At 67.1% G+C, this 13,251-nt stretch carries 11 protein-coding genes and 3 pseudogenes; 10 read left to right on the top strand and 4 right to left on the bottom strand.

What is annotated here, in order from left to right; all coding sequences use genetic code 11:
* The 6 genes and pseudogenes from QWL29_RS22895 to rlmD form a co-directional block, all read left to right on the top strand.
* Nucleotides 1-378, top strand: a pseudogene (locus QWL29_RS22895) (tetratricopeptide repeat protein); the annotation flags it as partial.
* Nucleotides 379-523: 145 nt separating this feature from the next.
* Nucleotides 524-1,297 (top strand): 5'/3'-nucleotidase SurE, encoded by a 774-nt coding sequence (surE, locus tag QWL29_RS22890; protein ID WP_305825162.1) that lies wholly within the window; start codon nucleotides 524-526, stop codon nucleotides 1,295-1,297.
* Nucleotides 1,294-2,187, top strand: coding sequence for a protein-L-isoaspartate(D-aspartate) O-methyltransferase (locus tag QWL29_RS22885; RefSeq protein ID WP_305825160.1), 894 nt, complete (start codon nucleotides 1,294-1,296; stop codon nucleotides 2,185-2,187). The genes surE and QWL29_RS22885 overlap by 4 nt, the downstream gene beginning before the upstream one ends.
* Nucleotides 2,188-2,220: 33 nt before the next feature.
* Nucleotides 2,221-3,153 (top strand): peptidoglycan DD-metalloendopeptidase family protein, encoded by a 933-nt coding sequence (locus QWL29_RS22880; protein WP_305825159.1) that lies wholly within the window; start codon nucleotides 2,221-2,223, stop codon nucleotides 3,151-3,153.
* A gap of 9 nt (nucleotides 3,154-3,162) precedes the next feature.
* Nucleotides 3,163-4,215: an RNA polymerase sigma factor RpoS gene (gene rpoS / locus QWL29_RS22875; RefSeq protein ID WP_305825158.1), complete on the top strand. Its 1,053-nt coding sequence runs from the start codon at nucleotides 3,163-3,165 to the stop codon at nucleotides 4,213-4,215.
* 141 nt (nucleotides 4,216-4,356) lie between these two features.
* Nucleotides 4,357-5,700 (top strand): 23S rRNA (uracil(1939)-C(5))-methyltransferase RlmD, encoded by a 1,344-nt coding sequence (gene rlmD, locus QWL29_RS22870; RefSeq protein WP_305825157.1) that lies wholly within the window; start codon nucleotides 4,357-4,359, stop codon nucleotides 5,698-5,700.
* 112 nt (nucleotides 5,701-5,812) lie between these two features.
* On the opposite strand, the gene QWL29_RS22865 is transcribed toward rlmD, so the two are convergent.
* The 4 genes and pseudogenes from QWL29_RS22865 to QWL29_RS22855 form a co-directional block, all read right to left on the bottom strand.
* The gene (locus QWL29_RS22865) at nucleotides 5,813-6,763 is read right to left on the bottom strand and encodes a hybrid sensor histidine kinase/response regulator (protein ID WP_305825156.1); all 951 of its coding nucleotides are present in this window, start codon (nucleotides 6,761-6,763) and stop codon (nucleotides 5,813-5,815) included.
* 158 nt (nucleotides 6,764-6,921) lie between these two features.
* Nucleotides 6,922-7,647: pseudogene (locus QWL29_RS26970) on the bottom strand (GAF domain-containing protein); the annotation flags it as partial.
* Nucleotides 7,630-8,052: pseudogene (locus QWL29_RS26965) on the bottom strand (GAF domain-containing protein); the annotation flags it as partial. The pseudogenes QWL29_RS26970 and QWL29_RS26965, both read right to left, overlap by 18 nt.
* Nucleotides 8,053-8,715: 663 nt before the next feature.
* Entirely contained in the window at nucleotides 8,716-9,402 is a 687-nt protein-coding gene (locus QWL29_RS22855) for a Bax inhibitor-1/YccA family protein (protein WP_305825154.1), read from the bottom strand.
* 269 nt (nucleotides 9,403-9,671) lie between these two features.
* Between QWL29_RS22855 and ndk the strand changes: the two genes are divergently transcribed.
* From ndk to QWL29_RS22835, 4 genes are all read left to right on the top strand, one after another.
* Nucleotides 9,672-10,085, top strand: a complete 414-nt coding sequence (gene ndk, locus QWL29_RS22850; RefSeq protein WP_305825153.1) for a nucleoside-diphosphate kinase — start codon at nucleotides 9,672-9,674, stop codon at nucleotides 10,083-10,085.
* An 87-nt stretch (nucleotides 10,086-10,172) separates the two neighbouring features.
* Nucleotides 10,173-11,342 (top strand): dual-specificity RNA methyltransferase RlmN, encoded by a 1,170-nt coding sequence (gene rlmN, locus QWL29_RS22845; protein WP_305825152.1) that lies wholly within the window; start codon nucleotides 10,173-10,175, stop codon nucleotides 11,340-11,342.
* A gap of 23 nt (nucleotides 11,343-11,365) precedes the next feature.
* Complete coding sequence (pilW, locus tag QWL29_RS22840; RefSeq protein WP_305825151.1) at nucleotides 11,366-12,181, top strand: type IV pilus biogenesis/stability protein PilW; 816 nt, start codon at nucleotides 11,366-11,368, stop codon at nucleotides 12,179-12,181.
* A gap of 7 nt (nucleotides 12,182-12,188) precedes the next feature.
* Nucleotides 12,189-13,226 carry a RodZ domain-containing protein gene (locus QWL29_RS22835; protein WP_305825150.1) on the top strand — a complete coding sequence of 346 codons (1,038 nt, stop codon included), beginning with the start codon at nucleotides 12,189-12,191 and terminating at the stop codon, nucleotides 13,224-13,226.
* The last annotated feature ends 25 nt before the right edge of the window (nucleotides 13,227-13,251 follow it).

Raw genomic sequence — 13,251 nt, 5'->3', positions numbered from 1 at the left:
GGGCGCGCCGCCCTTGCACATGCCGCCCGTGCGCACGAAGGCGGGCGCGGCGGCGCGCTAGACCCGGCCGGCGCCGCCGGGCACGAGGCCACGCAGGCGCCGCACGACCTGCTCGACCACACATTGTCGCAATTACAAAAGCTGGCCGATACGCGCCGCGGACGAGAAGCGCGCGCGCTGGCCGACAGCCTGCGCGAAACGATCCTGCGGCCCGGCGTGGCGCAAGCGCTGCGGCGGCGCGGGGTGGCCCTGATCAAGCAGGTCTACCTCGAGGATGGCGACAAGGATGCCCTGCTGGCGTTCACCGAAGACGAGGTGGCGTCGCTCGAAGGCGCCCTGATCGAAGCGGCCGGCGGGCGCTCGCTGGCCTTGCGTTAGCGATCCGGTATCGGCATTGCCGGATTGGCAACGGGCGGCGGGGCGTCGCCCGGGTGCAACGGCGGCCCTGCGGGCGCTCCCCCGGGGCCAGAATTTATGTAACGACGGTGCGCGATACGGCAGTTGCTTCAGGTAAAATCGCGTGATGCGAATCCTAATCAGTAACGACGACGGCTACCTCGCCCCCGGCATCAACGCCCTTGCCGACGCACTTGCGGCGGTGGCGGAGATCATCGTTGTCGCGCCCGACAGCAACCGCTCCGGTGCGTCCAACTCGCTTTCGCTCGACCGTCCGCTGTCCGTCACCAAGGCCGCGAATGGTTTCTATTTTGTCAATGGCACCCCGACCGACTGCGTGCACATCGCCCTGACCGGCATGCAGGAAGCGCCGCCCGACCTGGTCGTTTCCGGCATCAACAATGGCCAGAACATGGGCGACGACACCCTGTATTCGGGTACCGTCGCCGCCGCCACCGAGGCGTTTTTGTTCGGCATCCCGGCCATCGCGTTTTCCCAGGTGCATTCGGGGTGGGCCCACATCGATGCCGCCGCCCGCGCCGCGCGCGACGTGGTGCTGCGCCGCTTCGAGATGCTGCCGTCGCCGTTCCTGCTGAACGTGAATATCCCGAACCTGCCCTACGAGCAGCTCGGTGCGCTGACGCCGACCCGGCTCGGGCGCCGCCACCAGGCCGAGCCTGTGATCCGCTCGCAAGACCCGCGCGGGCGCGAAATCTTCTGGATCGGCGCGCCCGGCGCCTGCCGCGACGCCGGCGAGGGCACCGATTTCCACGCCACGGCGCAAGGCAAGATCTCGGTGACGCCGCTGCAGGTCGACCTCACCCACCGTCCGCAGCTGGAATTGCTGGCCAATGCCCTGGCGGACGAAGCGGGGAGTGGGCCCGGCGAGGGGCGGCCATGACAGACCGCTCCGGCGCCCCGGAAGGCAAACGCTTTCCCCTGCCGCTGTCCTCGGTGACCGGGGGCGCGCGCAAGCCGGGCGCGCCGGCGCCGGTGGCCACGCCCCAGACCGCCACCCAGAACGCCGCGCGCGCACTCGGCGGCGCGGCTCAGCCGCCAAAGGCGCCGCCGCCCGGCCCCAAGTCGCCCGGCTATGCGCCGCAGGCTGCGCCAAGCGCGCCCATGGTCCAGCGCTCGGACTTGATGGCCACCGAAGCGATCCGGCGCGCCATGGTGGCGCGGGTCGCCGCCCAGGGCGTGAAGGATGGCGCCGTGCTGGCGGCCATGGAGGCTGTGCCGCGCCACCTGTTCATCGAGCCGGCGCTGTCGAGCCAGGCCTATATCGACGCCTCGCTGCCGATCGGGCACCATCAAACTATTTCCCAGCCTTATATCGTTGCGCGTATGATCGAGGTTATGCGCGCCGGCAAGCCCGGTTCCGACGCCGCACTCGGCCGCGTGCTCGAGATCGGCACCGGCTGCGGCTACCAGGCCGCGGTGCTGGCGCGGGTGGCAAAGGAAGTGTATTCGATCGAGCGCATCAAGCCGCTGCACGAGCTGGCCAAGGCCAACCTGCGGCCGCTGCGCATATCCAATCTCCGTTTGCACTACGGGGATGGTATGCTTGGGCTCGCGCAGGTCGCACCCTTCGACGGGATCATCCTGGCGGCGGCCGGCCTGGAAGTGCCGCGCGCGCTGCTCGAGCAGCTTGCCATCGGCGCACGCCTGGTGGCCCCGGTCGGGGGCCAGGTCCAGCGCCTCGAGCGGATCACCCGTACCGGCAAGTCCGAATGGACCAGCGAGACGCTGGAATCGTGCCATTTCGTCCCCTTGCGCCCCGGCACCGTTTGAGCGCTGCCAGTCTGTAATAGGTATTAGAAAAGAATGAAACAACGTCCACGTACTCGTCACCCTGTATTCCTGCTGACCCTGATGCTCGGCCTGTTGGCCGGCTGCAATACCGCTACCCGCCGCGCGCCCGTCGTCGAGCGCCCTGTGTCCCAGCCTCACAGCCGGCCGGCGCCGGCGCCGCGCGCCGAAGAACCGCGCCAGGATGCGCGCGGCTTCTATACCGTGCGCCGCGGCGACACCCTGCTGCGCATCGCCCTCGACAATGGCCAGAGCTACCGCGACCTGGTTGCCTGGAACAACCTGGCCGATCCGGACGACATCAAGGTCGGCCAGGTGCTGCGCGTGAACCCGCCCGGCAGCGAGCGCGTGGCCGGCAACGGCACCGTGACCCAGCCGGTGCCGATGCCGCCGGAAAGCCGTCCGCAGGCGCCGCGCAAGACGACGCCGCGCGCCGACAAGAAACCGTACAGCGAAGACAACGTGGCCGAAGCCCAGCGCGGCGACAAGGCCGAAAATGTCGTGAACGCCGGCGCCGGTGCAACTGCCGTCGCGGTGACCGGTTCGCGCGTCGGCGCTACCGTGACTGCGACGGACGACGAGAAGCTGAGCTGGATGTGGCCGTCGGACGGCCGCATCATCGCCACTTTCGACGAAGGCCGGAGCAAGGGCATCGACATCGCCGGCCGCGCCGGACAGCACGTGATGGCTGCCGGCGCCGGCAAAGTAATGTACGCTGGCAGTGGCATCCGGGGTTATGGTAACCTCGTCATCGTCAAACACAGCAACAGCTTGCTATCGGCCTACGCCCACAACCGCGCCATCGTCGTCAAGGAAGGCGACAACGTGGCCAAGGGCCAGGTGATCGCCGAAATGGGCGATTCCGATGCCGACACCGTCAAGCTGCACTTCGAGATTCGCCAGCAGGGCAAACCGGTCGACCCGTCGAGGTTCCTGCCCAGCCGCTAGAGAGGGCCAATGACGCAGCCGCCGCACTCCCGCGATCAAGACGCATCGGACGATCTACCTGACGAGATGGAGGGCGACGGCGCGTCTTCCGCGGGCGGCTCCTGCAGGTATCCCGAGGACATGCCGGAAGAGGTGGCCGATGGAGCCGACGGCGCCCCGGCGCTGCCCGGCCCCAGCGCCGAGCCCGACAGCGTCGACGAGCTGAAGACGGTGCTGGCCGCCGAGCTTTCCACCGACACCACCCAGCATTACCTGAACCAGATCGGCACGCGCCCGCTGCTGACGGCCGCGCAGGAAGTGCACTTTGCGACCCTGGCCAAGGCCGGCGACTTCCGCGCGCGCCAGACCATGATCGAGCATAACCTGCGGCTGGTGGTCTCGATCGCTAAGCACTACATCAACCGCGGCGTGGTGCTGCTCGACCTGATCGAGGAGGGCAACATCGGCCTGATGCGCGCCATCGACAAGTTCGAGCCCGAGCGCGGTTTCCGTTTCTCCACCTACGCCACCTGGTGGATCCGCCAGAGCATCGAGCGCGCCATCATGAACCAGGCGCGCACCGTGCGCCTGCCGGTGCACATGGTGCGCGAACTGAACGCCGTGCTGCGCGCCAAGTACCACCTGGAGGTCCAGCACCACGACGGCAAGGACGCCAGCATCGAGGACATCGCCAGCCTGCTCGGGCGCCAGCCTGAAGAAGTGCAGGACATCCTGGCCTTGTCCGAGCACGCCGCCTCGCTCGACGCGCCGCTCGACAACGACCCGGGGTCGAGTTTGATGGACATGCTGCCGGGCGAGAACGACGACAGCCCGGATGCGCGCGCCGAGCAGCACGAAATGACCCTGCTGGTGCGCGACTGGCTGACGCGCCTGCCCGAGAAGCAGCGGGTGGTGGTGATGCGCCGGTTCGGACTGGACAACGACGATCCGGCCACGCTGGAGACCCTGGCGGAAGAGATGGGCGTGACGCGGGAAAGGGTGCGGCAGATCCAGCAGGAGGCGCTGGTGAAGCTGAAGCGGGCGATGGCGGCACGTGGCGTCGTGCGCGATTCCTTGTTATGATGCGGCGGTTTTGCGCCGTGTTCAGCGATATCCATTTTCTCGGCCGCAGGCCTGAATTCGCGATACCGGTTTGCCGTTTGATCCGCCAACAATAATCAGCATTCCGCGTGGGCACGGAGTGCCCACCTTACGTCCTTTCCAATGCAAGAAATTTTTATCGATATCAAATCGCTGGACGCGGATGCGCGCGGCGTCGGTCACCTCGAGAACGAGGACGGAACCCAGGGCAAGGTGATCTTCGTCGAGGATGCGCTGCCGGGCGAGCGCGTCAGCTATGAAGTCAAGCGCAAGAAAAAGAACTGGGAAGCGGGCCGCATGGTCACGCTGAAGAAGGCGTCGTCGATGCGGGTCGAACCGCGCTGCGAGCATTTCGGGGTCTGCGGCGGCTGCTCGATGCAGCACCTGGAGCCATCCGCACAGGTCGCGATCAAGCAGCGCACCCTGGAAGACAACCTCTGGCACCTGTCGAAGGTGAAAGCCGAGAACATCATGCGCCCGATGTACGGCCCGACCTGGGGCTACCGCTTCCGCGCGCGCCTGTCGGTGCGCCACGTCGAGAAGAAGGGCACGGTGCTGGTCGGCTTCCACGAGCGTGCCTCGTCGTTCGTGGCCGACATCCGCTACTGCCACATCCTGCCGCCGCACCTGGGCGGCATGCTGATGCCGCTGCGCGAGCTGATCGGCTCGCTGTCGATCTACCACAGCGTGCCGCAGATCGAAGTGGCCGTCGGCGAGGAAAACACGGCGCTGGTGCTGCGCATCATGGCGCCGCTCAGCGCCAAGGACGAGGAGCTGGTCAAGGCCTTTGCCGACGAGTGGGGCATCCAGTGGTGGCTGCAGCCGAAGGGCCCGGATACCGTGTATCCGTTCTACCCGCTCGACCGCGAGCTGTACTACACGCTGCCGGAATTCGGCGTGCGCATGCCGTTCAAGCCGACCGACTTCACCCAGGTGAACCACCAGATCAACCGCGCCCTGGTGCACAAGGCCTTGACCTTGCTGGACGTGCAGCCGCAGGACCGCGTGGCCGATTTGTTCTGCGGCCTCGGCAACTTCACGCTGCCGCTGGCGACCCAGGCGCGCGAAGTGGTCGGCATCGAAGGCAGCACCCTGCTGACCACGCGCGCGCTGGAAAACGCGAAAGCGAATGGCCTGGATGCGAAGACCACCTTCTATACCCGCAACCTGTTCGACGTTACCACCCACGACCTGATGGAGCTCGGAAAATTCGACCGCATGCTGATCGACCCGCCGCGCGACGGCGCGATCGCCCTGGCGACGGCGCTGGCCGAGCTGCGCGAAAGCGGCAAGGCGGCCTGGCTGCCGAAGCGCATCGTGTACGTGTCGTGCAGCCCGTCGACGCTGGCGCGCGACGCCGGCATCCTGGTGCACCGCGCCGGCTATGTGATGCAAAAGGCGGGCGTGGTCAACATGTTCCCGCATACCTCGCACGTCGAGTCGATTGGCGTGTTCGAGTTGGCGTAAGCGAAGTCCGTAGGGTGGACGGGTAGGGTGGGCGCTCCGTGCCCACGCGTGACGCTTGCATGACGCTAGCTTTACGCGTGGGCACAGGAGCGCCCACCCTACGTCTCATCGGCTACGGATTTCTTGCGCGCTGCCCGAGTAAGGCAAACAACTGCTCCGGATCGGCCGGCTTGAGCAGGTAGGCGTCGAAGGCCGATGCGCCAGCCTGCGCCGCATCGGGCTGACCATAGCCGGTCACGGCCAGCAGGGAGGCGCCGGCAGTGCCGGGCAGCGCACGCAGGCGGCGCGCCAGTTCGTGCCCATCCATCCCCGGCAGGCCGATGTCGAGCAGACAGGCGTCGAAGCCGTCCGCCCGCGCCCGGCGCAATGCCTCGTGCGGGTCGTGCGCCACGGTGGCGCGGTAGCCGGCCGCGTCCAGCAGCATCGCCATGGTGTTGGCGGCGTCGATGTTGTCGTCGACCACCAGCACCTGCAATCCGGCGCCGGCAGGCTTGCCGGCCATGGCGGCCGGCGCCAGCCCGGCTCCAATCGGCGCCTCGCTGCGCGGCAGGCGCACCGTGAATCGGCTGCCGCAATCGCGCCCGGCGCTGGCGGCCGTGACGCTGCCGCCATGCAGTTCGACCAGGCTTTTCACCAGTGCCAGCCCCAGTCCGAGCCCGCCCTGGGCCCGGTCCGGGGTGCGCTCGGCCTGCGCAAACAGCTCGAACACGGTCGGCAGCAAATCGGGCGCGATGCCGATGCCGTTGTCGGTCACGGCCATCGTCACCCCGTCCGCATCCACGGCCATCGACAGGCCCAGGCGTCCGCCTTCGGGCGTGTACTTGGCGGCGTTGTTCAGCAGGTTCGCCAGCACCTGCACCAGGCGCTTGTGGTCGCCTGCGGCAAAGGCCGGTCCAGGCGCCAGTTGCAGGACCAGTTCGTGGCTGCGCGCCTCGGCCAGCGGGCGCACCTGTTCGACGGCGTCGGCCACCACCCGTTTCAGGTCCACCGGCGCGCATTCCAGTACGGCCAGGCCGCGCGTCACCCGCGAGACGTCCAGCAGATCGTCGACCAGCCCGGTCATGTGCGCCACCTGGCGCTTGATGATGCCGCTGGTGCGGGCAACCCGGCCGCTGTCTTCCGGCCCGAGGGTGAGCAGCTGGGCCGCCGCCGCGATCGGCGCCAGCGGGNATCGTCGACCAGCCCGGTCATGTGCGCCACCTGGCGCTTGATGATGCCGCTGGTGCGGGCAACCCGGCCGCTGTCTTCCGGCCCGAGGGTGAGCAGCTGGGCCGCCGCCGCGATCGGCGCCAGCGGGTTGCGCAGCTCGTGCGCCAGCATGGCCAGGAACTCGTCCTTGCGGCGGTCCGCAGCGCGCAGCGCTTCCTCGGCGCGCACCCGTTCGATGGCGCTCCAGGCGCGCTCGGCAACGTCGGCGATCACGCGCAGCTCGTCCTCGCTCCAGGTCCGCGCGTGCGCCTGGTTGACGAACAGGCAGGCGATCAGGGCGCCGTTGCGGCTGAGCGGCACGGCCACGCCCGCATGCACGCCGAGTGCGCGGTAGGCTGGCCAGACATCGGGAGCGCCGGTGCGCGGGTCCTGTTCCAGGTCGTCGGAGACCCAGGTGCCGCCGCGTTCCAGGGTCTCGAAGTTGCCGCTGCCAAAGTGGATGGTGGCGTAGCTGCCTTCCAGCGCGTCGACACCGTCGACGTAGTTGGCCTGGAACGTGACCTGGCGGCGTTCGGCGTCGTATTCGCCGTAGACCACGCGGCTGGCCTTCAGGAAGCGGCCGAGCAGGGCAACGGTGTCGCGCAGGATGGCGTCGGCGTTGTCGAGCCGGCGCAGGGCGTCGGCCAGGCCGAGCTGGAATTCGAAGATCGCCAGCAGCGAGGACTGGCGCGCTACCGCCGTGCGCAGCTCGCGTGCGCTGTCGGCGCGTTCGATGGCGCTCCAGACCCGCTCGGCGATGTCGGAGGCGAGCTCGCGTTCTTCCGGAGTCCAGCGGCGCGGGCGGTGGTCGAGCACGTTCAGGCCCCCGAGCAGGCGGCCGTGGCGCGCATAGGGCTGGACCAGCAGCGACATGATGCCGAGCCGCTCGTAGGCGCCGAGGAAGGGCGCAGTGCGCGGATCGGTGCGAACGTCTTCGACCGCCAGGGCGCGGCCGGCGCGCAGTTCGGCCATGACCTCGGGGCCGAAGTCGGCGTGAAACGCTTCCCGGCCGACCAGTTCGCCGCTGCCCTGCGGCGTCCAGTGGGCGCGGATGCGGAAGCTTCCGCGCGCCTCGTCATTCACGCCCTGGAAGATATTCGAGGCGCCCAGGTAGTGCCCGAGCGTATCGTTGGCAACCTCGGCGATCTGGTCGGCATCGAGCATGCCGCCTAGGCGGTCGGCCAGCTGCAGCTGCAGGGCCTGGCGCCGCTCGAGGGCGACCCGCGCCGTGGTTTCGTTGATCACGCACAGGGCGCCGCCGATGTCGCCGCGCTCGTCGCGCAACGGCGAATAGGCGAGGGTGAAGCAGGCCTCGAACGGCGCGCCGGCGCGCGTGATCATGCGCGGCACGTCTTCGCCATAGGTCGGCAGGCCGGCGATGGCCTGCTCGACCAGCGGCTGCACGCCGTTCCACAGCGCCGGCCAGACCGTGCGCAGCGGCGTGCCGAGGGCGGCCGGGTGCTTGTCTTCCAGCAGCTCGATGTAGGCCTCGTTGTACAGCATCACCAGCTGCGGCCCCCAGGCGATGAACATCGGGAAGCGCGAATCGAGGATCATGCCGACCGCGCTGCGCAGCACCGGCCCCCAATCGGCGGGATGCCCGGCCGGGCTGCTCGACCAGTCGCGCGCGGCATAGCCGGCACGGATGGCGCCGGGGCTGGCCAGCAGGTCGTAGGGAAGGCGGGCGGCGTCCATGCTTGTTGGTGGAATGGAAAGCCCGATCATACGTGACAACATGGGCTAAATGCCTCGGCGCAATTGTTTTTGTACCCTATGGACGAAAAAAAGCCGTCCACGCAGGCCGGCTGTTGTTTGCTCGCGTAAAGATCAGTCGTCGCCGCCCACGATGCCCAAGAGACGCAGCAGGCTGGCAAAGACGTTGTACACGTCGAGGTAGATCGCCAGGGTTGCGCTGATGTAGTTGGTTTCGCCGCCGTTCACGATGCGCTGCACGTCATACAGGATGAAGGCCGAGAAGATCGCGATGGCCAGCACCGAGAACACGACGGTCAGCGCCGGGATCTGCAGGAAGATGTTGGCGAAGCCGGCCAGCAGCAGCACGATCACGCCGGCCATCAGCCAGCTGCCCATGCCCGAAAAGTCGCGCTTGGTGGTGGTGGCGATGCTTGCCATCACGGCCAGTACGCAGGCGGTGCCGCCGAAGGCGGTCATGATCAGGGTGCCGCCGTTGCTGTAGCCCAGGGTGTGGCGCAGCAGCGGAGTCAGCATCAGGCCCATGAAGAAGGTAAAGCCGAGCAGCACGAACACGCCGACCGCGGAGTCCTTGGTCTTTTCGATGGCAAACATGAAGCCGAAGGCAACCGCCAGGAAGATGATGAAGCCCATCGCGCCGCCGAGCATCGGCAGCTGCATGGTGACGCCGATGAAGGCGCCGAGCACGGTCGGGATCATCGACAGGGCCAGCAGCCAGAAGGTGTTGCGCAGGACCTTGTTGCGCGTGACCTGGCCAACTGCCACGTCGTACGCGGGTTGCTTTTGCAGGATAGGGTTCATGAGTGTGCCTCCGTTGGTAGGATAATTCGGTGCCAGCATAGCATGCAGTTGTCACGCGGAGTATGGACAGGCCGGCCGTTTAAGTTATTCATAAGTTCCGTGCCGCAAGCTACCGGCCTCGCTGCACCGGGCGTTTTTCCAACGCGCTTTCGCCACTTTGCCCCTCCCCGCCGCATTCTGGGTTACATGGACGCATATATGGTAAAATCGAAGGTTGATTGAGTTCTCAACTTCTCGATTTAAACCTTTCTTTTTATTGGAGTTTTTACATGGCAATCGAACGCACCCTGTCGATCATCAAACCAGACGCAGTTGCAAAAAACGTGATCGGCCAAATCTACAGCCGCTTCGAAGGCGCTGGCCTGAAGATCGTTGCAGCCCGTATGACCCAGCTGTCGCGCGAGCAGGCTGAAGGCTTCTACGCTGCCCACAAGGAGCGCGGCTTCTTCAACGACCTGGTCACCTTCATGGTCTCGGGTCCAGTCATGATCCAGGTCCTGGAAGGCGAGAACGCCGTCCTGGCGCACCGCGACCTGATGGGCGCGACCGATCCGAAGAAAGCTGAAAAAGGCACCATCCGCGCCGATTTCGCCGATTCGATCGACGCCAACGCCGTCCACGGTTCGGACGCTGTCGAAGCCGCACAAGTTGAAATCGCTTACTTCTTCCCAGAACTGAAGTAATCGGTCTCGGCATTACGCCCCGCTTGCCTGCTGCCTCGGGCCCGGCGAGCGGGGTTCGTTTCATCTTTATCACGTACCCGGAACACCATGACGACTCTCACCAACCTGCTGGACTTCGATCCCGCGCAACTCGTCGCTTATTGCGCTGATTTGGGTGAGAAGCCGTTCCGCGCAAAACAATTGCAACGCTGGATACACCAGTTCGGCGCCAGCAATTTCGACGACATGACGGACCTCGCCAAGTCGCTGCGCGAAAAACTCAAGACCCGCGCCGAGGTGCGCTCGCCGGGCATCATCAGCGACAATACCTCGACGGACGGCACCCGCAAGTGGCTGGTCGACGTCGGCAACGGCAACGCCGTGGAAACCGTGTTCATCCCGGAAGAAAACCGCGGCACGCTGTGCATCTCCACGCAGGCCGGCTGCGCCGTCAACTGCCGCTTCTGCTCGACCGGCAAGCAGGGCTTCAACCGCAACCTGACGGTGGCCGAGATCATCGGCCAGCTGTGGATGGCCGAGTTCGAGCTGCGCCGCACCAAGGGCATCGAGCCCGGCCCGAAAGGCGAACGCCAGATCACCAACGTGGTCATGATGGGCATGGGCGAGCCGCTGCTGAACTACGAGCCGACCGCCACCGCCCTCAAGCTGATGCTCGACGATAACGCCTATGGCCTGTCGCGCCGCCGCGTGACCTTGTCGACCTCGGGCGTGGTGCCGAACATCGACAAGCTGGCGCAAGACGTGCCGGTGGCCCTCGCCGTGTCGCTGCACGCGTCGAACGACACGCTGCGCGATGTATTAGTGCCGTTGAACAGGAAGTACCCGCTGCGCGAACTGATGGCCGCCTGCAAGCGCTACCTGGAATTTGCGCCGCGCGACTTCATCACCTTCGAGTACTGCATGCTCGACAACTTCAACGACTCCGACGAGCATGCGCGCGAACTGATCGCGCTGGTGAACGATCCGGTCGTTGGCGTGAACTGCAAGTTCAACCTGATTCCGTTCAATCCCTTCCCGGAATCGGGCCTGTTCCGCTCGAAGAACCCGCGCATCAAGGCCTTTGCCGAAGTGCTGATGAATGCCGGCATCGTGACCACCGTGCGCAAGACGCGCGGCGACGACATCGATGCCGCCTGCGGCCAGCTGGCCGGTGAGGTCAAGGACCGCACCAAGGTCGCCGAGCGTATGGAAAAGATGGCGGAGTACCAGAAGAAATTCGGCGCCGACTTCGGCCGCATCGTGGAGATTCCTTCTTGACCGGCGCGCAGGCAGTCGCGGGAATGAACAGGGCAGTGTGCACCCGCATGGCGGTGGCGCTTGCCCTGTGCCTGCTGACGGCCTGTGCCAGCAACAACACGGGCAGCAACGGCGGCGCCACGGCCGAACTGAAGACCGCGTCCGACCAGACCCAGGCCGAGAAGCGCGCCGCGATCCGCCTGCAGCTGGCGGTCGAGTACTACCAGGACGGCAAGTACGAGATCGCCCTCGACGAGATCAAGAAGGCGATCGCCGCCGACGGCGACTACGCCGACGCCTATGGCGTACGGGCCCTGATCTACACCGCGATGAACGAACTGCCGCTCGCGGAAGAAAACTACCAGCACGCGCTGCGCCTCGCGCCGCGCAACCCCGAGCTCGCCAACAACTACGGCACCTACCTGTGCCAGCGCGCCAACCGCCCGCTTGACGCGATGCGCCAGTTCGACGCCGCGCTCGCGAACCCGGCCTACCGCACGCCGGTGAGCGCCATGGTGAATGCCGGGCAGTGCAGCCTGAAGACGAAGAATATCGACGCGGCAGAGCGCTACCTGCTCAATGCGCTGCGTTACAACCCGAACCTGCCGGCCACCAGCGCCGGCCTGGCGCGGGTGTACTATGAGCGGCGCGACTTCCAGCGCGCCGGTTTTTTCATACACCGCCTGACGGAAGTGTCGACCCTCGACACCCTGTCCGCCGATTCCTTGTGGCTGGCCATCCGGGTCGGCCGCAAGACCGGCGAGCGCGCGAACGAAGCCAGCCTGCTGGCGCAGCTGCGGCGGCGCTTCCCGGGCTCGCCCGAGTTCGCGGCGTACGAGCGCGGGGCATTCGATGAGTGAGACGACAATGACATCAGAGCGCGCAGACCAGGGCGCCACGCCGGCCAACCACCACAGCCACCCTGGCGCCACGCTGGCCGCCCAACGCGAAGCGATGGGCTGGAGCGTCGAACAGGTAGCCGAGCAGCTCAAGCTGGCGGTGCGCCAGGTGGTGGCGATCGAAGCCGGCGACTACGCCGCGCTGCCCAGCCCCGCCGTGACGCGCGGCTTCGTGCGCGCCTACGCCAAGATCGTGCGCCTGGATCCGGCGCCGCTGGTGGCGATGGTCAAGATCGACGAACCGGTGCCGAGCGATACCGACGCCGCCGTTGCCCGCCGTGAACGCCCGACCTCGTTCTCGGAATCGCGTTTCCCGACCCATGGCCGGCGCTCCAGCCTGCCGCTGGGCTGGATTGCCGCCATCGTCGTCGTGGCCGCCGCCGCCGGCGCCGCCTGGAATTTCGGCCTGATCAAACTGCCGGGGGGCGATGCCACGGCCGGCAGCGACGCCGTGCCGACCGTCCCGGCTGACGGCGCCACCACCGGCGCCGTTCCCGATACGGGCCACGACCCGGCCGTGCCGCTGATTTCGGTGCCGGCGCAGGGCGATGCGAACGGCGCAGCGCCTGCAAACGCACCAGCAACCGCGCCCGCAAACGCACCAGCCAATGCACCAGCCACCGCACCGGCCGGGAATGCCGCCACGCCGCCCGCAGGGAACGTACCGGCGGCACCGGCGACGCCTGCCACGACCGCGCCGGCCACGAATGCGGTCGTTGTCGCGGCGCCTGGCGCTGCCCCGGCTGCCGTGGCCGTCCCGGCCGCAGGCGCCAACACCCTGGTGCTGAGCGTGCGCGAGGATTCCTGGATCGAAGTGCGTCCGCAAGGCGGCAAAGCCCTGATCTCGCGCCTGGTAAAAGCCGGCAGCACCGAAACGGTCGACGTACCGGGCACGGCGACCCTGGTGGTCGGCAACCCGAACGGCGTCACGGCCACGCTGCGCGGCGCCGCCGTCGCGCTGCCGCCGGTGCCGGGCAAGACGATCTCGCGCGTCACGATCAAATAAGTACTGAACAGATAATCGGGAACAC

The sequence above is a fragment of the Massilia brevitalea genome (assembly GCF_030711405.1).
Classification (GTDB): Bacteria; Pseudomonadota; Gammaproteobacteria; order Burkholderiales; family Burkholderiaceae_D; genus Telluria; species Telluria brevitalea.
This window is presented reverse-complemented; position numbering and strand designations above follow the sequence as displayed.

Bases quoted from the DNA above. Each gene is read 5' to 3' on its own strand.
- surE (WP_305825162.1), top strand. From the start codon at position 524: ATGCGAATCCTAATCAGTAACGACGACGGCTACCTCGCCCCCGGCATC.
- QWL29_RS22885 (WP_305825160.1), top strand. From the start codon at position 1,294: ATGACAGACCGCTCCGGCGCCCCGGAAGGCAAACGCTTTCCCCTGCCG.
- QWL29_RS22880 (WP_305825159.1), top strand. From the start codon at position 2,221: ATGAAACAACGTCCACGTACTCGTCACCCTGTATTCCTGCTGACCCTG.
- rpoS (WP_305825158.1), top strand. From the start codon at position 3,163: ATGACGCAGCCGCCGCACTCCCGCGATCAAGACGCATCGGACGATCTA.
- rlmD (WP_305825157.1), top strand. From the start codon at position 4,357: ATGCAAGAAATTTTTATCGATATCAAATCGCTGGACGCGGATGCGCGC.
- QWL29_RS22865 (WP_305825156.1), bottom strand. From the start codon at position 6,763: ATGACCGGGCTGGTCGACGATCTGCTGGACGTCTCGCGGGTGACGCGC.
- QWL29_RS22855 (WP_305825154.1), bottom strand. From the start codon at position 9,402: ATGAACCCTATCCTGCAAAAGCAACCCGCGTACGACGTGGCAGTTGGC.
- ndk (WP_305825153.1), top strand. From the start codon at position 9,672: ATGGCAATCGAACGCACCCTGTCGATCATCAAACCAGACGCAGTTGCA.
- rlmN (WP_305825152.1), top strand. From the start codon at position 10,173: ATGACGACTCTCACCAACCTGCTGGACTTCGATCCCGCGCAACTCGTC.
- pilW (WP_305825151.1), top strand. From the start codon at position 11,366: ATGAACAGGGCAGTGTGCACCCGCATGGCGGTGGCGCTTGCCCTGTGC.
- QWL29_RS22835 (WP_305825150.1), top strand. From the start codon at position 12,189: ATGACATCAGAGCGCGCAGACCAGGGCGCCACGCCGGCCAACCACCAC.